At 69.8% G+C, this 21,829-nt stretch carries 16 protein-coding genes; 9 read left to right on the forward strand and 7 right to left on the reverse strand.

The genetic code is table 11. From position 1 onward, the window contains the following. Positions 1-37: 37 nt before the first annotated feature. The 7 genes from BKA25_RS17940 (at position 38) to BKA25_RS27390 (ending at position 11,985) form a co-directional block, all read left to right on the forward strand. Positions 38-2,143 (forward strand): molybdopterin oxidoreductase family protein, encoded by a 2,106-nt coding sequence (locus BKA25_RS17940; protein ID WP_069848152.1) that lies wholly within the window; start codon positions 38-40, stop codon positions 2,141-2,143. Then, positions 2,140-3,597 carry an FAD-dependent oxidoreductase gene (locus tag BKA25_RS17945; protein WP_069848150.1) on the forward strand — a complete coding sequence of 486 codons (1,458 nt, stop codon included), beginning with the start codon at positions 2,140-2,142 and terminating at the stop codon, positions 3,595-3,597. Before BKA25_RS17940 ends, BKA25_RS17945 begins: the two co-directional genes overlap by 4 nt. Before the next feature lie 370 nt (positions 3,598-3,967). After that, a complete protein-coding gene (locus tag BKA25_RS17950; protein ID WP_069848148.1) occupies positions 3,968-5,335 on the forward strand; it encodes an MFS transporter in 1,368 nt (455 codons plus the stop codon). A gap of 223 nt (positions 5,336-5,558) precedes the next feature. Then, the gene (gene nirB / locus BKA25_RS17955; RefSeq protein WP_069848146.1) at positions 5,559-8,060 is read left to right on the forward strand and encodes a nitrite reductase large subunit NirB; all 2,502 of its coding nucleotides are present in this window, start codon (positions 5,559-5,561) and stop codon (positions 8,058-8,060) included. Then, positions 8,057-8,401, forward strand: coding sequence for a nitrite reductase small subunit NirD (nirD, locus tag BKA25_RS17960; RefSeq protein WP_069848144.1), 345 nt, complete (start codon positions 8,057-8,059; stop codon positions 8,399-8,401). Before nirB ends, nirD begins: the two co-directional genes overlap by 4 nt. Then, entirely contained in the window at positions 8,398-9,528 is a 1,131-nt protein-coding gene (locus tag BKA25_RS17965) for a uroporphyrinogen-III synthase (protein ID WP_069848142.1), read from the forward strand. Before nirD ends, BKA25_RS17965 begins: the two co-directional genes overlap by 4 nt. A 378-nt stretch (positions 9,529-9,906) precedes the next feature. Next, positions 9,907-11,985: an eCIS core domain-containing protein gene (locus tag BKA25_RS27390; protein ID WP_069848140.1), complete on the forward strand. Its 2,079-nt coding sequence runs from the start codon at positions 9,907-9,909 to the stop codon at positions 11,983-11,985. A 67-nt stretch (positions 11,986-12,052) separates the two neighbouring features. On the opposite strand, the gene BKA25_RS17975 is transcribed toward BKA25_RS27390, so the two are convergent. The 5 genes from BKA25_RS17975 to BKA25_RS17995 all read right to left on the reverse strand — a co-directional run bounded on the left by BKA25_RS17975 (position 12,053) and on the right by BKA25_RS17995 (position 16,589). Continuing rightward, complete coding sequence (locus tag BKA25_RS17975; protein ID WP_069848138.1) at positions 12,053-12,580, reverse strand: 2'-5' RNA ligase family protein; 528 nt, start codon at positions 12,578-12,580, stop codon at positions 12,053-12,055. 14 nt (positions 12,581-12,594) lie between these two features. Beyond that, complete coding sequence (locus BKA25_RS17980) at positions 12,595-13,071, reverse strand: helix-turn-helix domain-containing protein (RefSeq protein ID WP_069848136.1); 477 nt, start codon at positions 13,069-13,071, stop codon at positions 12,595-12,597. A 160-nt stretch (positions 13,072-13,231) separates the two neighbouring features. Next, positions 13,232-14,185 carry a bifunctional riboflavin kinase/FAD synthetase gene (locus BKA25_RS17985; protein ID WP_084642779.1) on the reverse strand — a complete coding sequence of 318 codons (954 nt, stop codon included), beginning with the start codon at positions 14,183-14,185 and terminating at the stop codon, positions 13,232-13,234. A gap of 38 nt (positions 14,186-14,223) precedes the next feature. Beyond that, positions 14,224-15,159, reverse strand: coding sequence for a tRNA pseudouridine(55) synthase TruB (gene truB, locus BKA25_RS17990; protein WP_257786094.1), 936 nt, complete (start codon positions 15,157-15,159; stop codon positions 14,224-14,226). 77 nt (positions 15,160-15,236) lie between these two features. After that, positions 15,237-16,589: an MFS transporter gene (locus tag BKA25_RS17995; protein WP_069848132.1), complete on the reverse strand. Its 1,353-nt coding sequence runs from the start codon at positions 16,587-16,589 to the stop codon at positions 15,237-15,239. Between the two features lie 513 nt (positions 16,590-17,102). On the opposite strand from BKA25_RS17995, the gene BKA25_RS18000 reads away from it, so the two are divergent. Beyond that, positions 17,103-17,582: a hypothetical protein gene (locus BKA25_RS18000; protein ID WP_069848128.1), complete on the forward strand. Its 480-nt coding sequence runs from the start codon at positions 17,103-17,105 to the stop codon at positions 17,580-17,582. A gap of 129 nt (positions 17,583-17,711) precedes the next feature. On the opposite strand, the gene BKA25_RS18005 is transcribed toward BKA25_RS18000, so the two are convergent. Together BKA25_RS18005 and BKA25_RS18010 are read right to left on the reverse strand one after the other, a co-directional pair. After that, positions 17,712-19,043 (reverse strand): MATE family efflux transporter, encoded by a 1,332-nt coding sequence (locus BKA25_RS18005; RefSeq protein WP_069853479.1) that lies wholly within the window; start codon positions 19,041-19,043, stop codon positions 17,712-17,714. Positions 19,044-19,164: 121 nt separating this feature from the next. Then, complete coding sequence (locus BKA25_RS18010) at positions 19,165-21,006, reverse strand: alpha/beta hydrolase (protein ID WP_069848126.1); 1,842 nt, start codon at positions 21,004-21,006, stop codon at positions 19,165-19,167. 241 nt (positions 21,007-21,247) lie between these two features. Here BKA25_RS18010 and BKA25_RS18015 point away from each other — a divergent pair, with 241 nt between their 5' ends. Continuing rightward, a complete protein-coding gene (locus BKA25_RS18015; protein WP_236750614.1) occupies positions 21,248-21,817 on the forward strand; it encodes a GNAT family N-acetyltransferase in 570 nt (189 codons plus the stop codon). The last annotated feature ends 12 nt before the right edge of the window (positions 21,818-21,829 follow it).

Genomic DNA, 21,829 nt, shown 5'->3' on the forward strand with positions numbered 1-21,829 from the left:
CCGAGAAGGCCGACCGGGCCACCGAGGAGTAGACACGATGTCCCAGGCCACCGCCGAGGTCGGCACCCACTGTCCCTACTGCGCACTGCAGTGCGCGATGACGGCGACGCCCGCCGGTGCCTCGGTCGCCGTCACGCCGAGGGAGTTCCCGACGAACCGGGGTGGGCTCTGCCAGAAGGGCTGGACCTCGGCGGTCCCGCTCACCTCGCCGGGCCGGTTGCGCACGCCGCTGGCCAGGCCGAGACGGGATGCCCCGTTGCAACCGGTGAGCTGGTCGACGGCGCTGGACCGGATCGCGGCCGAGCTGCGGCGATTGCGTGTCGACCACGGCCCCGACGCGGTCGGGGTGTTCGGCGGCGGCGGGATCACCAACGAGAAGGCCTATCTACTGGGCAAGTTCGCCAGGGTGGCGTTGGGCACCTCGCAGATCGACTACAACGGCCGCTTCTGCATGTCCTCGGCGGCCGCTGCGGGCAATCGAGCGTTCGGGCTGGACCGAGGGTTGCCGTTTCCGGTCACCGACCTCGACGAGGCCGACGCGGTGCTGCTGGTCGGCGCCAACCCCGCCGAGACGATGCCGCCGTTCATGGGTCACCTGCGTCCGGTGGCCGAACGCGGCGGTCTGATCGTCATCGACCCGCGCCGGACTCCCACGGCCGAGCAGGCCGCACTGCATCTCCAGCCGACTCCGGGCACCGATCTGGCCTTGGCCCTGGGGCTGCTGCACGCGGCGGTGTCAGAGGGGCTGGTCGACCAGGAATACGTGGCCGCCAGAACCACGGGCCTGGCCGAGGCCTGGCGAGTGGCCGCGGGCTGGTGGCCGGAGCGGGTCGAACGCGTCACCGGGGTGGCCGCCGCGGATCAACATCGGGCGGCCAGGCTTCTCGGCGGCGCCGAACGGGCCTACGTGCTGACCGCAAGGGGCACCGAGCAGCACGCGAACGGCTCGGCCATGGTCTCGGCGTGGATCAACCTGGCCTTGGCGCTGGGACTGCCCGGTATGCCCGGCTCGGGGTACGGCTGTCTCACCGGCCAGGGCAACGGTCAAGGTGGTCGGGAACACGGCCAGAAGGCCGATCAGCTGCCCGGCTACCGCCGGTTGGACGACCCGGTCGCCCGCGCCCAGGTGGCAGAGGTGTGGGGAGTGGATCCGGCGGAGTTACCCGGCCCCGGTCGCTCGGCCTACGAGTTGCTCGATGCGCTCGGCCGACCGGACGGCCCCCGAGCGCTGCTGGTCTTCGGGAGCAACCCCGTGGTGTCGGCGCCGCGCGCCGCCCACGTCCAACAGCGGCTGGCCGCACTCGATCTGCTCGTGGTGGCCGACGTGGTCCTCTCCGACACCGCCTCGGTGGCCGACGTCGTGTTGCCGGTGACGCAGTGGGCGGAGGAGGACGGCACGATGACCAACCTGGAGGGCCGGGTCCTGCTGCGGCGCAAGGCGCTGGACCCACCGCCGGAGGTACGTGGCGACCTGGACATCCTGCACGGTCTCGCGGTCCGGCTCGGACAGCCCGCCCACCGATTCCCGGTGGAGCCCGCCGAGGTGTTCGAGGAACTGCGCGCCGCCTCGGCAGGCGGGCCCGCCGACTATTCGGGAATCAGTTATGCCCGGCTGCGGGCCGGTGAGGCGTTGTACTGGCCGGTGCCCGCCCCGGAGCATCCGGGGACGCCTCGGATGTTCCTCGACGCCTTCGCCCACCCGGACGGCCGCGCCCGCTTCGTGCCCGTGGACCATCGGGGCGCCGCCGAGCCCACCGACGCCGAGTTCCCGCTGGTGTTGACCACCGGCCGCGTCCTGGCGCAATACCAGTCCGGTGCCCAGACCCGGTTGATCCCGGAGCTCAACGCGGCGGCGGGCGAGGCCCACGTCGAGGTGCATCCGGATACCGCGACACGGGCCGGACTGTCCGACGGGATGCTGGCACGGGTCCGGTCCCGGCGCGGCGAGATGCTGGCGCGGGTGCGCTGCATCGCGTCGATGCAGCTGGACGTGGTCTTCCTTCCCTTCCATTTCGCCGAGACCCAACGTGCCAATCTGCTCACCAATCCGGTGCTCGATCCGGTGAGCCGCATGCCCGATTTCAAGGTCTGCGCGGCTCGTCTCGATGCCGCCTCCGCCCCAAGCGAGGGAGAGTTCGAATGAGTCGTCGTCAGGTGGTGCTGGTCGGCTACGGGATGGCCGGGGCGCGACTGGCCGAGGAGATCCGCAGGCGTGATCCGGCGGGCGACCGGGTCGCGTTGACCGTCATCGGCGAGGAACCGCATCCCGCCTACAACCGGGTGCTGCTCTCGAGCGTGGTGGCGGGCTCGTTACCCGCCGACGCGGTGCTGCTGCAGGACGAGGACTGGGCCCTGCGCAACCTGGTCGACCTGCGGCGCGGTACCCGGGTGACGGCCATCGAACGCAGCGCGGCGCGAATCCGTCTCGATGACGGCGGCAGTGTCCCCTACGACGACCTGGTGTTGGCCACCGGCAGCAGCGCCTGGCTGCCCGAGCTGCCGGGACTACGCGGCGCCGACGGTGGTCTCGGCGACGGCGTGGTGCCGTTTCGCACCCTGGAGGACTGTGCGCGGATCACGGCGGGTGTCCGGGCCGGTGGTCCGATGGCCGTGCTCGGCGGCGGACTGTTGGGTTTGGAGGCCGCCAGAGGATTGGCGGGCCGAGGCGTCGAGGTGACCGTGGTCCACCCCGACTCCCAGCTCATGCAGCGACAGTTGGACGCCGACGCCAGCCGGGTACTGGTCAGAACACTCGACGGGTTGGGCGTCCGGTTCCGACTCGGAGTGCCTGCGGTGGCGCATCGTCCGGGGGTCGGACTACTGCTGGCCGACGGCACGACGGTGCCCGCCGAGCTCACGGTGGTCGCCACCGGGGTTCGACCGTCGGTGGGTCTGGCCCGGGAGGCCGGGTTGGCGGTGGATCGGGGCGTCCTGATCGACGATCTGCTGCGCACCGACGATCCTCGGATCGCGGCCCTGGGTGACTGCGCTCAGCATCCCGGCGGCCTGGCGGGCCAGGTGCAGTCGGCCTGGGAACAGGCGCCGGTGTTGGCCGATCTGCTGACCGGTGCGGATCCGAGCGCCCGATACACCGGCACGACGACGGTGACCCGGCTCAAGGCCCGCGATGTCGATCTGGCCGCGCTCGGCGAGGTCCACGTGCCGGTGGACTCCCCCGATTCCGAGGTGCTGTGTCTTCAAGATCCGGTGCGGGGCCGCTACGCGAAGCTGGTGTTGCGCGACGAACGCATCGCGGGGGCCATCCTGCTGGGTGCCCCGGACGCCGCCGCGACCATCACGAGGCTCTTCGATCGGCAGGCCAGGGTTCCCGAGGATCGACTCGCGCTGCTGTTGGGCCGCGCGTTGCCCGCCGAGAACGGCGGCGAGCACGGCATCGACGGCGTGGTGTGTCGGTGCAACTCGGTGCGGCGCGACCAGTTGGTGCAGGCGTGGGAGTCGGGTGCGCGATCGGTGCCCGACATCGCCGATCAGACCAGGGCCACCACCGGCTGCGGCGGCTGCCGCGAGGACGTGTGCTCGGTGCTGAGTTGGCTGTCGGACCGCGAGCCTGCCACGACCTCGGCAGGCGTCGGCTGAAGCGAGGCGTAGGAGGTCGAGGTCGCCGTGCCGGTTCGGGACCTCCTTCGGGCCCCCGCTGCGGATGATCCGCCTACTGGCAGGATCCGCCCCTTGATCCGCTTCGGTGCGTCGGGTCCGTCCTGCACCGTTCATAGGCGCTCCCATCGTGAGCGGCCAGCGGGCCGACGGTGTCCCGCGCAGCGGGCCTGCTGCCCAGGTGCAACGGAATTCGTCCGCCGGTCATCCCGGGTCATCGGGTGGTAACGAGCGCTTCATAGCGTCTGCGGCGGCCGGGTGATCGGGCGCGGCGTCGCCGGGGTGCTTCGGCGAGGACGGGGACCCGACGCGGGCGGATCACGGATGCGGGCAACAGGAGGTCGGCGAGAAGATGAGTGTGATGGCGGAACGCGGGCGACGGGGTCGTCGTTGGATCGAGCACTGGGATCCCGAGGACCCCGAGTTCTGGACGCGCACGGGCGCCCGGGTGGCCAGGCGGAACCTGATCTTCTCCATCTTCGCCGAGCACCTGGGCTTCGCGTTGTGGTCGATCTGGAGCGTGGTCGTGGTCGCGCTGCCGTCGGCGGGCTTCACCTTCTCGGTGGATCAGCTCTTCTGGCTGGTGGCGGTGCCGAACCTGCTGGGCTCGGCGCTGCGGCTGCCTTACACCTTCGCGGTCCCCCGGTTCGGCGGCCGGAACTGGACGGCGGTGAGCGCACTGTTACTGCTGCTCCCGGTGGCCCTGTTGGTGCTCTGTGTGTCGAACCCGGAGACGCCGTTCTGGATGTTCCTGATCGCGGCAGCGACCGCGGGCGTGGGCGGCGGCAACTTCGCCAGCAGCATGGCCAACATCAGCTTCTTCTATCCGGAGGCCCGCAAGGGCTTCGCGCTCGGTCTCAACGCGGCGGGCGGGAATCTGGGTGTCGCGCTGATGCAGCTGATCATCCCGGTGGTGATCTCGCTGGGCACCGGGGTGAATCTCGCCTGGGCCGGGCTGTTCTACCTGCCTTTCGTGGTGGCGGCGGCGATCTGTGCGCTGTTGTACATGGACAACCTCGTCGAGGCGAAGTCGGATTTCCGGGCGCAGATCATGGCCGCGCGGCGCGGGCACACCTGGGTGATGTCCTTCCTCTACATCGGCACCTTCGGATCGTTCATCGGTTTCTCCGCCGCGCTGCCGCTGTTGATCTCCACCCAGTTCCCAGCCGTCGCGGGCTCGTACTTCGCGTGGATCGGTGCCGCGGTGGGATCGCTGGCCCGTCCGTTCGGCGGTTGGCTGGCCGACCGGTTCGGCGGTGCGCGGGTCACGGCGTGGACGTTCCTCGCGATGGGCCTCGCGGCGTTGGCGGTGGTCGGCGGTTTGAACAGCGGGCGATTCGAGTGGTTCCTCGGCGCGTTCCTGCTGCTGTTCGTCACCAGCGGCATCGGCAACGGCTCCACCTACCGGATGATCCCGGCGATCTTCAGTGCACGAGCCCGACAGGAGGAGTCCGAGGGCGTCGATCGTTCGGTGGCCGCCCCGCGTGCCAAACGGGAGGCGGCCGCGGCGATCGGCATCGCCTCGGCCGTCGGCGCGTTCGGCGGGTTCTTCGTCAACCGGGGCTTCGCCGTGTCGATCGCGGGCAGTGGCGGGATCGAGTCCGCGCTCTACGGCTTCATCGTCTTCTACGGACTGTGTCTCGCCGTCACCTGGTGGTGCTATCTGCGCCGGAGCGTCCTGGTCTCGCGGGTACCGAGTCTGGCGGCCGCGCGGGTCTGAGGCGCGCCGATCGGGTCCGACCCCGGCCAGGTCGGATCCGCACCCCGCCCCGTTGCGGCGTCCGCCGGATCCCCACCCCGCCGAATGGCAGGTCATCACCCGCTCCGCACTGGCCGTCACCTGCGAAGGGAGCATCCGTTAACGGTCATGCAACACCGGAGACCTCACCGGGACACGGCCCGCGACGAGCATGAGGGGACGCCGGGCGAAAGAGGGGACTTCCATGACGCGGACGCTGATCGTCGTCGGCAACGGGATGGTCGGGCACCAGGTGGCCAGGGCGCTTCGCGACCGCGATGTCACGGGTGCGTGGCGGATCGTCATCCTGGCCGAGGAGCCACGGCCCGCCTACGACCGGGTCGCGCTGTCCTCCTATGTCGGGGATTGGCGCCCGGAGGAGTTGCGGCTGGCCGGCGCGGAGTTCGCCGACGATCCTGCCGTGGAACTCCGGTTGGGCGACGCGGTGTCCGACATCGACCGGACCGCCAGGACCGTGACGACGCGGGACGGCGTCGAACGGCACTACGACGCGCTGGTGCTCGCGACGGGCTCCCGACCCTTCGTGCCCCCGATTCCTGGCCACGATCTCCCCGGCTGTCACGTCTATCGCACCATCGAGGACCTCGACGGGATCCGCGTCGCCGCCGAGCACGCCGAGTCCGGGGTGGTCGTCGGCGGCGGGTTGCTCGGTTTGGAGGCGGCGGGTGCCCTGCGGACCCTCGGGGTGCATCCACACGTCGTCGAGATGGCGCCGAGGCTGATGCCCCTGCAGATCGACGAGGGCGGCGGGGCGATGCTGCGCGGTCAGATCGAACGGCTCGGCGTCACCGTGCACGCCGGTGTCTCCATCCAACAGGTGACGCCGGGCGAGCACGGCGGGATCGCAGGCGTGCTGCTGTCCGACCGGACCCGGATCGACACGTCGCTGGTGATCTTCTCGGCGGGCGTGCGACCTCGGGACGAGTTGGCCTGCCGCATCGGATTGGCGGTCGGCGAGCGGGGCGGCATCGTCGTGGACGCGGCTTGTCGGACCTCGGATTCCTCGATCTACGCGGTCGGCGAGTGCGCCTGTGTGGCGGGTCGGGTGTACGGCCTGGTCGGGCCGGGGCTGGCGATGGCGGAGGTCGTCGTCGATCGGCTGCTGGACGGGGCGGCCGAGTTCGGCGGGGCCGACACCGCCACCAAGCTGAAGCTGTTGGGCATCGACGTCGCCAGTTTCGGCGACGCCCACGCCGAGGCGCCCGGTGCCCTGACAGTGGTGCACAACGACCCGGTCGCGGGCACCTACAAGAAGCTGGTCGTCTCCGACGACGCCTCGACGGTGCTCGGCGGGATCCTGGTCGGCGACGCGGGCGCCTACGGTCTGCTGCGCCCCTTGGTCGGCGCACGGCTGCCCGCACCGCCGGAGGCCCTGTTGGCCCCGGAGGGCGGGGCGGCGCCGGTCGGCACGGCCGCGCTGCCGGACTCGGCTCAGATCTGCTCGTGTCACGCGGTCACCAAGGGCGCGTTGACCTCGGCGATCGGTTCGGGTTGCGCGGACGTCGCTGCGTTGAAGAGCTGCACCAAGGCGGGTACCGGCTGCGGTTCGTGCGTCCCCCTGTTGAAGCGGATGCTCACCGAGAGCGGCGTGGAGCAGTCGCGGGCGTTGTGCGAGCACTTCGACCAGACCAGGGCGGAGTTGTTCGAGATCGTCCGATCGACCGGGTTGCGAACCTTCAGCGAGTTGATCGCCCGGCATGGTCGCGGGCGCGGCTGCGACGTCTGCAAACCGGTGGCGGCGTCGATCCTGGCCTCGTTGGGCAATGGGCATGTGCTGGCGGGCGAACAGGCCGGGCTGCAGGACACCAACGACCGCTATCTGGCCAACATCCAACGCAACGGCACCTACTCGGTGGTCCCGAGGATCCCCGGCGGGGAGATCACCCCCGAACGCCTGTTGGTGATCGCGCAGGTGGCCAAGGATTTCGGCCTGTACACGAAGATCACCGGAGCACAACGCATCGACCTGCTCGGCGCGACCGTCGACCAACTGCCGTTGATCTGGCGCAGGCTGGTGGATGCGGGCTTCGAATCCGGACACGCCTATGGCAAGGCCCTGCGCACGGTGAAGTCCTGTGTGGGTTCCACCTGGTGTCGGTTCGGCGTGCAGGACTCGGTGACCCTCGCGGTGGACCTGGAGTTGCGCTATCGAGGACTGCGCGCGCCGCACAAGATCAAGGCCGGGGTCTCCGGTTGTGCCAGGGAATGCGCCGAGGCACGGAGCAAGGACGTCGGGGTCATCGCCACCGAGGCGGGCTGGAACCTCTATGTCGGTGGCAACGGCGGGTTCACCCCACGACATGCCGAGCTGCTGGCGACCGACCTCGACACCGAGGAACTCGTTCGGTTGATCGATCGGTTCCTGATGTTCTACGTCCGCACCGCCGACCGGCTGCAGCGCACCGCCGCGTGGATCGAGGCCATGGACGGCGGACTGGACCACCTGCGCGCGGTGCTCGTCGAGGACCGCCTTGGGATCGGCGCCGAGTTGGAGGCCGCGATGGCCACCCACGTCACCGACTATGTCGACGAATGGCGGGGCGTCCTGGACGATCCGGACAAACTCGCCAGATTCAGTTCCTTCGTGAACGCGCCGGAGGCACCGGACCCGTCCATCTCATTCCGTGAGGAGCGCGGCCAACGAGTGCCGGTGCTTCTCGGTGTACCGGAGGTGAAGCGCTCATGACCGCAATCCTTGAGACGACCTGGCTGAGTGTCTGCCCGTTGGACGTGCTGCCCAGCGAGCACGGCGTGGCCGCCCTGTTGCCCGACGGCAGCCAGGTCGCGGTGTTCCGCACCCACGACGATCGGCTCTTCGCGCTGGACAACGTCGACCCGCGCAGCGGGGCGGGGGTACTGGCCAGGGGCATCGTGGGAGACCGCGCGGGCGATCCCGTGGTGTCCTCGCCGATGCACAAGCAGGTGTACTGCCTGGCGACCGGTCGTTGTCTGGACGATCCGGTTGTCTCGGTGCGCACCCATCCGGTCCGGGTCGTCGCGGGCACCATCCAGGTCGGCTGTCCATGACCGAACACCAGGCGACCGAGGTCGGCGAGCTGCTGCCGTTGGCCGGGTTCACGGTGGGAGTGACGGCCGCGCGGCGAGCCGACGAACTGATCGCGCTGTTGGAGCGCAAGGGCGCGTTGGTCGTACACGCGCCAGCCATCCGGATAACGCCGTTGGCGGACGACGTGCGGCTGCGGGCGGCCACCGAGGCGGTGCTGCGGACGCCGGTGGACACCGTGGTGGTGACGACCGCCATCGGGTTCCGGGGTTGGCTGGAGGCCGCCGAGGGCTGGGGCCTCGGCAACGGCTTACTCGGCAGGCTGGGCGCGGCCCGCTTGCTGACCAGGGGTCCGAAATCGCGGGGCGCGGTGCGGGCCGCCGGGCTGATCGAGACGTGGTCGCCCCCGGCGGAGAGCAACGCCGAGATGCTGCGTCACCTGCTCGCAACCGGGGTGTCGGGCCAGCGCATCGCCGTGCAGCTGCATGGCGAGCCGTTGCCAGCCTTCGTCGCCGCGCTGCGGGACGCGGGCGCCGAGGTCGTGGAGGTCCCGGTGTATCGCTGGGAACCGCCGGTGGATCCGGGGCCGCTGCATCGGCTGGTGGATGCGGTCCTGACCAAGCAGGTCGACGCGCTGACGTTCACCAGCGCGCCCGCAGCGGTGAACCTCTTGGCGGTGGCCTCGACGACCGAACGCGAGGAGTCGTTGCTGGCCGAACTCCGCCGGAATGTGCTGGTGGCCTGCGTCGGATCGATCTGTGCTGGGCCGCTGGTCGCCAGGGCGGTGCCGGTGGTGCGCCCGGAACGCGCCAGGATCGGCGCGCTGGTCCGCGAGTTGGCGGTGACCCTGCCTGCCAGGGCGGGCCGGTTGCGCATCGCCGCCAGGGATGTCGAGCTCCGAGGACACGCCGCCGTGGTCGACGGCAGGCTGCGGCCGGTCGCGCGCGCACCGATGGCGGTGTTCCGCGCGTTGGCCGCCACTCCGGGACGGGTGGTGCCCCGACGCAGGCTGCTCGCCGCACTGCCCAGTGGTGGGGACGAACACGCGGTGGAGACCGCGATCGGCAGGCTTCGCACGGCGCTGGGCGAACCGCGTCTGGTGCAGACCGTCGTCAAACGCGGCTATCGACTGGCCGTCGACCCGCCGTGACGCGGTAGCTCACCGCCCGGCCCACGATGGGAACGAGGTACCCGGTGCCGCACTGTGGACCGTCGAACACAGCCTGCTCGCCAGGCTGGAACAGCTCGACACCATCGGCCTGAGGCACTTCGACGGCCACTTCCGCAACATCATGACCGGCGGACGCGGCACGTACATCACCGACTTCTGCCTCGCCGACAGCAACCGGTCCGACCAGACACCGGGTGAAGCCGCTTTCGTGGCCGCGCACGGGGAGTACGACCGCTGCAGGCATGCGGCCGGCGCTAAGGGCAGGGGCTCTGCCCCTGCGGCCCTTACCGCACGGAGGGGCGCGTGGCACGGTGGATCGGGCCTGCTCTACCCGTCCCGCAGGCAACGGAGGAACCGATGCCACGCGTCCGACGCCACCGGGAGGCCGAGCCGCAGGCCGCCGCAGAGACAGGGCGGCGGCAGCCAGGTGCCGAGGTCGAGGCCGCCGCGCCGCACGGACGGGCGGCGCTCTCCTCCCAGAATGCCCTGGCCCTGCAACGGACCATCGGAAACCGAGCCGTGGCAGAGTTGATCGCCGCTCAGCGCGCGTCCGGCCCGACCGCGCCCGCCCCCGAGGTCGCGAACGTCCTCGACCAGCCCGGTTCCCCTCTCGACACGCCGCTGCGGGAGGAGATGGAGGCACGGTTGGACGCGGACTTCTCCACGGTGCGGGTGCACAACGGCGTGACGGCGCGGCGGTCGGCCGCTCAGATAGACGCCCGGGCGTACACCTCCGGCGAGCACATCGTGATCGGCGAGGGCGGTGGCGACCGGCACACGATCGCCCATGAGCTGGAACATGTTAAGCAGCAGCGTCTGGGACCGGTGCCGGGGAGCGACAACGGCGCAGGCCTGTCCGTCAGCGATCCCTCGGACGCCTTCGAGCGCGCCGCCGAAGCGGCGGCGACGACCGCGCTTGCCGGTCCGGTGCCCGCCCGGGGCGCCGACGTAGCGGCCCAGCGGGCACCCGCGCGAGGGTACGGGAGCGGCTCGCGCTGGCTCGCGGTCCAGCGCGCCTGGATCTCCAACGTCCAGCCGGACACCCCTCAGGCCGAGACGAACGCCATCGAGACCTGGCTGGCCCAGACGGAGCTCCGCGTCCCGGTGTCCATCCCCACAGGGGACCACGGCACCCGGTCCGCGACGACCAACAGCGGCCGGGCGAGTGACCTCCGGCTGGACGCGGACCTCGGGTTGGCCACGATCACCTGGGGTGAGCTGCTGCGCGGCAACCAGATACTCATGGCCTACGGCGCCCGCAACGTGTACGTGATGCCGGACAGCGGTGGCTCCCTCGGCGCGGCGGTGCAAGAGCTCACGGAGTTACAGCGCCTCCCGCAGATCGCCGACGACCGAATCCTGAGGCCATTCACCGACTCGCTGATGAACTGGCTCGTGCACCAGCGGAGCAACCACAGCGGTGGCCTGGGAGTGGTAACGACCGCGACGACGTCGGATGCTGGCCTCGGGGCCCGCGTGGAGATGCACGGACGTCCCGGTTGGGACGACACGGCCAACGAGATCGTGACCGCCGACAACGAGGACCGCAGGCACATCATCGCGTGGCACATTCTGCGCGACGCGTTTCAGAACGTCTTCAACCAAGCGCTGGCGCCCGGCGAGGACATCCATGGCCGGATGCGTCGGCTCAACGAGGTACTGGTATCGGAGAGCACCTGGGTCGAATTCGAAGCCGTGAAGTCGGAGACCGGTTCGGCTGGCGACGTGGAGATGACGAGCGCCCCGCAGTCGCAGGAGGACGGTTCGAGTCAGCACAGCGCCATGAGCGGCGTCGTGACCAGCCGCAGCCCCTCCCCCTCGGGCTCGGAGACCAGCAGCACGAACTCGGAGCAGCTGCGCAACAAACTGACCGAGACCATCACCCGGGTGATGGCCCTGCTGTCGAACAACCCGTACAACCTGTGGGCAGGCGAGAGCGTCGCCAATCAGTCGATCAACCGTGTCCGCCGGCAACTCTCGCCCCTACTGAGGAATTTCGAGGACGACGACAAACTGATCGAGGATGTGCGGAAGCGGGCGACCGAAGGTGCCGACACCGCCAACCAGGACCAGAACGTGTGGACGCGGGTCCGGGACACCCTGGAGGGCGTCGCCGCCGCCGACGCCCGCAAGTTCATCCAGTCGATCGTGGACTCCTTCGACATCGACATCCCGGTGACCGGCTCGGACGAGACCTCCAGCACGTACGGCGGTCTGGCAGACCAGGCGGCCGTCGTCCGCAACGTCCTAGCCACCGGCATCGCCCAAGGGGTGTTGCAGATGAGCGGAGGTACCCTGCCCGACGACTTCGACGACCTGATCGCGCACGTGGGCGCCTGGTTGCGACGGTACCTGCGCCCGCCGACCCTACAGACCGGCATGTCCCGGGGACACCGCATAGTGAGCGAACGGAGCCAGCATGGCGAGGAGAGTTGAGGCCTAGTCAAGACGCCGGGTCGCGGTCGGCGTCGCTGTCAGGCTCCGAGGAGGGCCGACGCGGCGATCACCTTTCCAACGGGAACTCGGCCAGGCTGGTGAACTCTGCGGTGTCACCGGCTCCACTGGCGAGAAGCGCCACCGTTGCAGGCTGCCAGACCGGCCCCGCATAGTCGGCGAGCGCAGCCACCAGGTCGGCGGGCTTCGGGCGCCGCCGGTCCCATCGGGCCAGGGTCAGGTGCGGTCGATAGTCATCGGGTTCGCCGCCCGCCGCTGTCACCAATGACGTCAACGCCTCGGAATCGGCTTCGCCTTCCGGCCGAACACCGACCCAAAGGACGCCCGGGAAGGTACCTGCCCCGGCGAGGCGCAGCCGAGGGGCAGGCAGATCGCGCACCGAGGCTCGCAGCCGATGCGCCTCGGCAGCGGGGTCCGCCAGTTCACCGTGGAAGCACAGTGTCAGATGCCACTTCGACAGCGAGCCGAACCGCAAACCGGGTTGCGGAGCCCCCGACCGGTCCCGCACCGCCTGCAGCGCGGCCGCGAGGTCGTCGACGACGTGCTCGGACGGCCACAGTGCGGTGAACGCCCGCATCCGGTCAGTCCCGCTCAGTCCCGAGCCGCGTCACGCAATACCCGGGCCAGCTTCGGGAACCGGCCGCCGAGCAGCTCCGCCGCCTCGATCAGTTCGTCGAAGCTCGCGGCCTGGCCGAGGACCTGGGCGACGATGTCGGTGTGGTTGCCCTCGTTGATCTGTAGTTCGCCCCTGGCCACCGTGGGCCGCGAGTTGCGCACCTCGTCCAAGGCCCGCTGGATGGCTTCCCGATCGCTGGCGATGACGTCCCGACCCAGCGCTCGGCGCTCCAGCATCACGAGCCGGGCCAGCACGGCGGGGTTGCCGATCTTGGCCCGTCTCCCGCTCATCACCTGGCTGAGCATCGGCGCACTGATCCCGAGTACATCGGCGAGCTGCGCCTGCGAGATCCGATACGCCACCACCAGCCTTCGCACCCGGTCACCGAGTGGCTCGCCATACCACTCTCGTTGCAACGCGAGATTGCGTTGCACGATCTTCTGCTCGTCCACATCAGCTCCCTGGCTGAGTCGTCGCTCCCTATGCCCACACCACGCGAGAAGCTGCGACGTCGATGCCCTCGTCTTCGGCAAGTGGTTCGGTCATCCTGCCAGGCCATCCGACCCGATTGGGACGGAACCGGAGGTTGGTCCCATTGACGATGACCGAGGGTCACATCCCGTCGGCGAGGATCTCCCGGGTCCGTTGCACATCGATCTCCATCTGATCGATCAGCTGCTGCACCGCGTCGTAGCGCTCCATGTCCCGCAATCGGGCCACGAAATCCAGTTCGACGTGTTCGCCGTAGAAGTCCTCGGCGACGTCGAGCACGAAGGCCTCGACGCGACGCTCCTCGCCGGAGAAGGTCGGGTTCGTCCCCACCGACACGGCGGCCCGCAGCAGCCGACGCGGATGGCCTCGCTCGTGCGACCGCAACGCGAAGTAGCAGGCATAGACGCCGTCGCCCGGAATCGCGGCATACCGATGGGTCGACAGGTTGGCGGTGGGAAAGCCCAGTTCGCGCCCCCGGCCATCGCCTCGGACGACGATGCCCTCCAGGCGATAGGGCCTGCCGAGCGCCTCGGTGGCCGCGTCGACATCGCCTGCCGAAAGGCAGGAGCGGATGTAGGTGGAGGAGAAGGTCAGTCGGTCCTCGGCCAGCAGCTCCGTGCCCTCGACGGCGAAGCCGAATCGGCTGCCCAGTTCCTCGAGCAAGGCGACGTTGCCCTGAGCGCGGTAGCCGAAGGTGAAGTTCTTGCCCACCACCACGGCCGCCGCGTGCAGCCGCTCCACGAGGACCTCGTGGGCGAAGGTGTCCGGCGGGGTCTTGGCGACCTCCGAGGTGAACGGGATCACGCAGAAGACGTCGACGCCGAGTTCCTCGACGAGCTCGGCGCGCCTGCGCAGCGTGGTGAGCTGCGCCGGGTGGCTGCCCGGCCGGACGACCTCGGCGGGATGGGGATCGAAGGTGAGCAGCACACAGGGCAGTCCGAGTGCCCTGGCCCGTTGAACGGCGGACTCTATGAGCTGTCGATGGCCCCGGTGCACCCCGTCGAAGGTCCCGATGGTGACCACGCATCGACCCCAGTTGGTGGGAACGGCGTTCAGACCGCGCCAACGTCGCATGGAGAGCACCCTACGTCCCGGGCGTCGTGACCCGAACGTCAGCGCACGTCGGCGCCCTGCCCGGCAGCGGCGAACATCACAAGCGACACCGGTCTGCCGGTCTTCTCGCTGACCAGGGCGATCAGCTTTCCCGCGTCGTCGAATGCTCCGTAGGCGCCTTCGATGCCTGCGTTGGGCACGCGTCCGCCGTGGGCCAGCGTCGATGCCTCGGCGTGATCAAGATCGCGGCGGGGGAAGGCGGCGGCCACCGCGTCGGACAGCCCGAGGGTGAGTTCGGGCTTGGTCTCCAGGGTGGCGAGGGTCTTGGCGTTGCCGATGCCGAAGGGGCCGACCCGGGTCCGCCGCAGCGCGGCGAGGTGCCCACCGACGCCGAGAGTGGCGCCGAGGTCGCGGGCCAGCGCCCGGACGTAGGTGCCGGAGGAGCATTCGACGAGGACGTCGATGTCGGTGTGTTCCTCCTCGGTGCGCTGGCCGAGCACGTCGAAGCGGTGCACGGTGACCGGGCGCGGCGGTAGTTCGACATCCTCGCCTGCCCGCACCCTGGCGTAGGCACGCTTACCGTCGATCTTGACCGCGCTGACCGAGCTGGGTCGTTGCTGGATGTCGCCGACCAGGGGCGCGATGCCCGCGAGGACGTCCGCCTCGGTGATGCCACTCGCGTCCGAGGTGGTGAGCACCTCCCCCTCGGCATCGTCGGTCGTGGTGGCCGAGCCGAGCCGGATGGTGGCCAGGTACGCCTTGGTGTCGAGGGCGAGATGACCGAGGAGCTTGGTAGCCCGTTCGACACCGAGGACCAACACTCCGGTGGCCATGGGATCGAGGGTGCCCGCATGTCCGATCTTGCGGGTGCCGAGGATTCGACGAGCGACGGCGACCACGTCGTGCGAGGTCATGCCGCTCTCCTTGTCCACGACGACGAGGCCGGGCGGAACCGGTGGACGGGAGGCACGGGGCTTGCGAGGCGTTGCGGACACGGGGTGACATCCTGCCGCACGCCACGCCGGGGCCCGCGCCGGGTGAGACGGAGTCCGGCGCGGGCCCGAGCGCAGGGCTAGGCGTGGGCGGGAACGGGCGCGGCGGGCCGCAGGTCCCATCGCTGTTGGCGCAACCGCACCGGCACCGACTCGCCGCGCGCATCGGCGGCCAGCACCACGGCACGCGCCCGCCGCCACCACACCAGGGTGCGCGTCATGCCGAACACCATCAGCGCGCCGACACCGAGGAAGGCGATGCGGAAGGAGCCGACCCCGTCGACGGCGGTGACGTCGAGCAGCACCCCGATCAGCAGGGCGGAGAACGCGGTGGCGAAGTGGCCGCCGACGTTGGCGACCCCGGTCGCGGTGCCGACCTCGGCCATGTCGTTGTAGTCGCGCACCAGGGCGAAGGCCACCGAGGACGCCGGACCGCCACAGGCGAACACGACGAACGCCATGGCCACCACCAGCAGCGGCGGGCCGTCACCGGGCCAGGACAACAGCAGGGTCAGGGCGCCGATGGCGGTGAGCAGGTAACCGAGCACCAGGGGAATCCGACAGGTGGGCCGGTGACCGATCAACGCGCCGACCAGGGGCCCGGCGAACACGCCGCCGAAGACCAGCAGTCCGACCAGGACACTGGCCGTTCCCGGGGCGACGCCGAGCCCGTCGACCAGGTAGGGGAATCCCCAGAGCAGACCGAGGACGCCGGGCAGGAACATCGTGGAGAAGTGCACCCAGAACGCGAGCCGGGTGCCGGGGACCCGCCACACCTTGGGGACCCGGGCGAGTACCTCTCGCAGGCCCGGTGCGGGCCCGCGAGGCGTGGTCCGGGCCTCGTCGGGTCGTGTGGACGGCGGGGTGTCTCGGACGAACCGAACGGCGATGACGGCGTAGGCGGCGGTGAGCACGCCGGCGATCGCGAAGGTCGGCGTCCAGCCCGCCTGTCCGAGGGCGAGGCCGAGCGGGACGGTGGCGAGCACACCACCGAGCGCGCCGAGGGCGCTGGAGACGGAGGCGACGAGGGCGTAGCGGCGGGCGCTGAAGTGCGCGGCGACCAGTCGGAGAATGCTCACCCAGGTGAGCGCGTCACCGACGCCGACGGTCACGCGAGCGGCCAATGCGGCGGGGTAGGAATCGACGAAGGCGAACAGGAGTTGCCCCACCCCGAGGAGCACGGCCGCGGCGGTCAGCACGCGACGTGGACCGAATCGGTCGACGAGGAGTCCGGTGGGGATCTGCATTGCGGCGTAGACACCGACTTGGAGCACGGTGAACACGCCGAGTGCGGCGGGGCCGATAGCGAAACGCTCGCTGGCCAGGGTGCCCGCTACGCCGAGGGAACCGCGATGGAAGACAGCTGCGAGATAGACGATGACGGCGAAGGTCCAGATCAACCACGCGCGGCGCGCATGGCGTTGGGATGACACGGTGTTCCTCCAGGTTGTTGCCTCACCTGGTCTATTGCTCCAGAGGCTGAATTCGCTACCGGAATGTGACCTAGTCGGCGGAGAAAACCGGTAGTGTGCTTCGCTTCAAGATCGACTGTCCGATAGGTCCGGCTTGGTCGAGGCGATGAGGGCGGTCACCGGGACGCCGATCGGCGGACGGCAAGGGGTCCCGTCACACCCGACGAGCGGACCTCGACCCGACGGCGAGACGTGTCCGACGCGCTCCTCCGACAGTGAGCCTGCGCCAGCCTCCAACACCGACGTCCACCGGGGCGCAGGCCCTCCCCGTTCCACGGCGATCAGCCATTCGGAGGAGTTGCGTCCCACCATCGCAGCAATGCCGCCACCGATCAGATGATTTACCGCTTAAACGCTTTACTTCACCTGTAGCGGGGCGCATGATCTGTCCTGTCGGTGAACCGCGAACAATCGCGCCGGGACTGGGGAGTCCCGAGAATTCACTGCCATTCCAAGAGGGGATCGTAGGGGGAAATGCGCACACTGAGGAAATCCTTGTACTCCTTACTCGCCGCGGTGGGCATCATGCTGACCATGGGCGGATTCACCACCGCCTCGGCGAACACCAGCGAGAATCCGGAAACGGCCGCCGTGTCGTGTTCCGGACACATCACCTACAGCCGGACGCACCCTAGCGGCCTCGGCGAGCTGGTGATCTACTACAACTCGTCCAACGGCGGCACCAACAGCGCCTGCTTCTACCACCGAGGAGCGGCCTACGGCGTACCGGCGAACACCTCGGTGCAGATCGTGCGCTGCACCCAGACCAGCGGCGAAGGCCAGGCCTGCACGGCCGACCAGACGTCGAGGCGGGACACCGGCAACTTCTCCTTCTACGCGGGGCCGGTGGGAGTCACCGGCACGGCCGCCCGGTGCGTAGCCGCCGCCGGATACATCGACTGGAATGGCGTCCGCTATTCCATGAGCAGCGGTAGGCAGGGCTGCCCGAACTGATCGGCGAACAATCGGCCGAATCCGAGAGGCGATTGGTTATCGCCTCTCGGATTCGATGGTGAATTCTCCCGACTTAAGGAAGTCCAGAAGTCTGTTTCCGAGCTTCCGGCCCTCTTCCCACGCTCGAAATCAACGCACCGCCCCCACCACCGCCCAACGCCCATCGCGAGTTCGCAGTAGTACGGCGATTAGCCGCAACACGATGAACGCCGCCAAGCCGGTCCAGATGCCCGCCAACCCCCACCCGAGGAACATCGACAGATAGATCAGCGGGAGGAAGCCGACCACGGCGGCCAACAGGGTCGCGGTGCGCAGAAACGCCGCATCGCCCGCCCCGAGCAGCACGCCGTCGAGCGCGAAGACCACCCCGGCGAGCGGTTGCAGTGCCACGAAGAACCACCAGGCCGAGGGCACCTCGGCCAGCACCACCGCATCCGGGGTGAAGACCCGAGGCAACACGTCGGATACCGAGGCGAAGATCACGCCCAGCGCCAGGCCGAACAGCAGGCCATACCGGGCGACCTGCCACGCCAAACCGGTCGCCTGCTTCCGGTCTCCCCGCCCGAGCGCGGCGCCCACCAGCGCCTGCGCCGCGATGGCCAGCGAGTCCAGCACCAGGGACAGGAAGGTCCAGAGCTGGAGGACGATCTGGTGCGCGCCTGCCGCGCCGACGGAATGTCGCGCCGCCACCGCGGCCGCCGAGACGAAACACGCCTGGAACGCCAGGCTGCGCAGCACCAGGTCCCGCCCGAGTTTGAGTTGGGCGATCATCCGTGCGGCCACCGGCCGCAACGCGACCTTCTCCACTAACAACGACCGGAAGAACAGCAGCGCCGAGAGCCCCTGCGCGACGACGTTGGCGATGGCCGAGCCCTCCAGACCCCAACCGAGCCCGTGGACGAACCACGGGCAGAGCACGGCCGAGATGCCGTTGCCGATCAGGACGTAGCGCAGCGGGCGCATCGTGTCCTGCACCCCACGCATCCACCCGTTGCCCGCCATCGTGACGAGGATCAGCGGCGCGCCGAACAACGCGATGCGCAACCACGAGGTAGCCGCGTCGGCGATCTCACCCGGACCGGCCAGCGCCCGGGCGATCGGGCCCGCCAACAGCTGCCCGACGACCAGCAGCACCGCACCGACCGCCAGCGCCAACCAGGTCGCCTGCACACCTTCGGCGACGGCTTCTCCCCGCCGCCCTGCGCCGTGCAACCGGGCCGCCCTGGCCGTCGTTCCGTAGGACAGGAAGGTCAACTGCGTGGAGATCTGTGCAAGCACCACACCGCCGACGGCCAGCCCCGCCAGCGGTACCGCGCCGAGGTGCCCCACCACCGCCGTATCCACCAGCAGATAGAGCGGCTCCGCAGCGAGCACGCCAAGGGCTGGCACCGCCAGCCGAAGGAACTCCCTCGGTCGGACGCGTTGGGCCTGCGATGCCGATTCGGAGCCTGCTTCGGACACGTTCACCTCACGACTGACACGACGCCGATGGGCCGCTGAGCGCGGACCCCGGCCAGCCTAGATCCGCGCCCCGCCGCAGGCGAGCGTCCTCCGACGGGGGCGTTCGAAGGGACGAGACGCGTCAGAACCGGGGCACGGCCAGCGTGAACGGCACACCGTCGACGACGGCGTCGACCCGTTGGTCGGCCGTCCGCCCCAGCAGTGACCAGGCGAGATCCAGTTCGTATCCGCCGTGGTGATCGGTGACGACCAGAGTCGCCCGAGCCCGGTGCTCGGAGTCGACGATGATCTCGCCGTCGACCGCCACGTCGTGGACGAATCGCACGTCGGCCAGCTCGACGGTGCGCTCGACGAAGTCATAGGCCAGCTTTCCGCCTCGGAGCCCGGGCAACTCCGGGGCGAAGGGTGCCATCCGGCTCGCCGGGTGCAAGCGGAGGGCCGCGTCCGCTGCGGTGGCGACACCGGCCGTGACCCGATCCCGGTGTTCCTCGGGTCCGCCGCGCACCCCGGGTAGGTCGGCGGCGGCGCGGGGAAAGCTCCCGTACGGAACATAGGCCCGTCCGTCGCAGTCGTGGGCGCCGACCGGCCGCTGCGGATCGAGCAGGAATTCTCGGCCCAGTTCACGCGTGCAGGTGGTATGCGGGCTCGCGCCGCCCAGCGAATCGGCATGGTTACCGAAGGGCACCTCGACGAGTTCGGCGTCGGGGAATCGAGCCGCGACGGCGCGGGCGTTGGCCACCGGAGTGGCGGTATCCAGCCGGCCCACCATCACCAACACCGGCATGGCGGGGAAAGCGATGCCCGGCGGCACCACCGGGGCTTCGCGGTGGGTCGGCCAGTCGACGCATCGTTGCGCGCTGTTGGGCTGGATCTCCGCCGACGTGAACGGCTCCAGGACGCCGGTCTTCCGATAGAACTCGTCGAGTTGCTCAGCACGGACCTCGGCGTCGGCCAGTCGATCCCACGGGGTGGCCCCCGTGCCGCAGAGCATGGTCAGCACCGCCGCCTGTTCCGGATCGGGCGGGGTCTGCATGGCGGCTCCCGCAGCGACGATGCGCCGCAGCGGAGCCGGATCGCCCGCATCCAAGGACGACAGCGCGGCGGTGATCTCGGTGCCCACCGCCGCATCGAACAACCAGGTGGTGACCAGATTGAACAATGCCGCAGGCGTCACGATCGGGTCCGGTTCGGTGCGCAGGCTCGTCACCACCGTGTCGAGCAGCTCGACGGGCTCTCGCCCCATGACACGACAGGCTGCCGATTCGGCGCACAGCTCACCGAGGACCTCCCTCGCCGCGACATAGAAGTCGTGGTGGAAGTGGCTGTGCACATAACCGTCGTCCTGGATGACCATCGGGCTGTCCAGCAGCACCGCCTCGACGTGTCCGGCGAATCGTGCCGCGTAGCCCTGGGCGAAGACCGTGCCGTAGGAGTTGCCGAACAACAGCATCCGGTCCACGCCGAGCGCCGCGCGCACCGCGTCGAGATCCTGGACGGTCTGGTCCGAGGTGAACCACTGCTGCCGCTCGCCCAGCACCTCGGCGCAGGGGGCGACCGTCTCCGGTCGGGTCATGTCGATGTCCTCGCAGAACAAGGGCGAGGACTCACCCCAGCCGCGTGCGTCCATCAACAGCAGATTCTTGTGTTCCAGCACGGGCCCGAGCACCGCAGCGTAGCTTTCGGCGGCCGCGATGGCCTGGCCGCTGCCACCACCGTGGAAGAAGACCGTCCCGTCTGCGGGAACCTCCTGGTCGGCGCGCGGTATCCAGTGGAAGCCGACCTCGATCTGTTCACCGTGCGGATCGGCCCAGTTCAACGGCACCAGGAGATCACCGTCACAGGGCTCGGTCGCCTGAGCACACTCGTGGGAGGCGATCGGCCCGTGCTCCCCGGGATCCCCGTTCGCGGTCGCCCCGGCCAAGCCGGTCGTCGCCGACAACAGGGCGACCGAGACGGCTCCCACGATTCCTGTTCGTTTCTTCCGTGGATCGACTCTCATACGCCTGATCGTGCTGCGGACTCCGTCACCGGACGCCCGTGATCATCCCGGATTCGGATCCGGGTGACCCGCACCGTCACCTCGATGATCGCCCTGAGCCCGTTCGACGAGGCAGGCCCGAGAGTCCGCCGTGGCCGCATCCCGCCACGGCTCTATGGTCGGGGCACGCGCTCGGCATGAACCTCCCCGCGAGAAGGGTCCTTCCTTGTCCGAAACCCCGTCACCCCGGTCCCCAGAATCGACGGATGCCACCGGCCCGAGCGGATCCGCCTCGTGGTCGACGCGCGCCGAACGGCATGGCGACGGCCCCGAGATCCGTCGGGTGAACGTGGCGGCCTTCGAGACCGAGGAGGAGGCCGACCTGGTCGACGCGCTGCGGGCCGATCCGGCGTGGCGGCCCGGCCTGTCCCTCGTGGCCGTCGACGACGGGGACCGCATCATCGGTCACGTCCTGTTGACCCGGTGCCACATCGACGGCGAGCCCGCGCTCGCACTCGCCCCGGTGGCGGTGCTGCCCGAACAGCAAGGCCGCGGCGTGGGCGCCTCGATGATCCGTGCCGCCCTGGCGGCCGCCCGAGCACAGGGCGAGGGCACGGTGATCGTTCTCGGGCACCCGGAGTACTACCCGAGATTCGGCTTCGTCCCCGCCTCCCGGTTCGGCATCCGGCCACCGCAGGACTGGCCGGACGAGGCGTTCCTGGCGCTGCCGCTGGTCGAGAACGACAGCCCGCCTGCGGGGACCGTCCGCTATCCCGCGCCGTTCGGCATCGACTGAGACCGATACGCG

Origin of the sequence: Actinoalloteichus hymeniacidonis (assembly GCF_014203365.1) — a bacterium.
Lineage (GTDB): Bacteria > Actinomycetota > Actinomycetes > Mycobacteriales > Pseudonocardiaceae > Actinoalloteichus_A > Actinoalloteichus_A hymeniacidonis.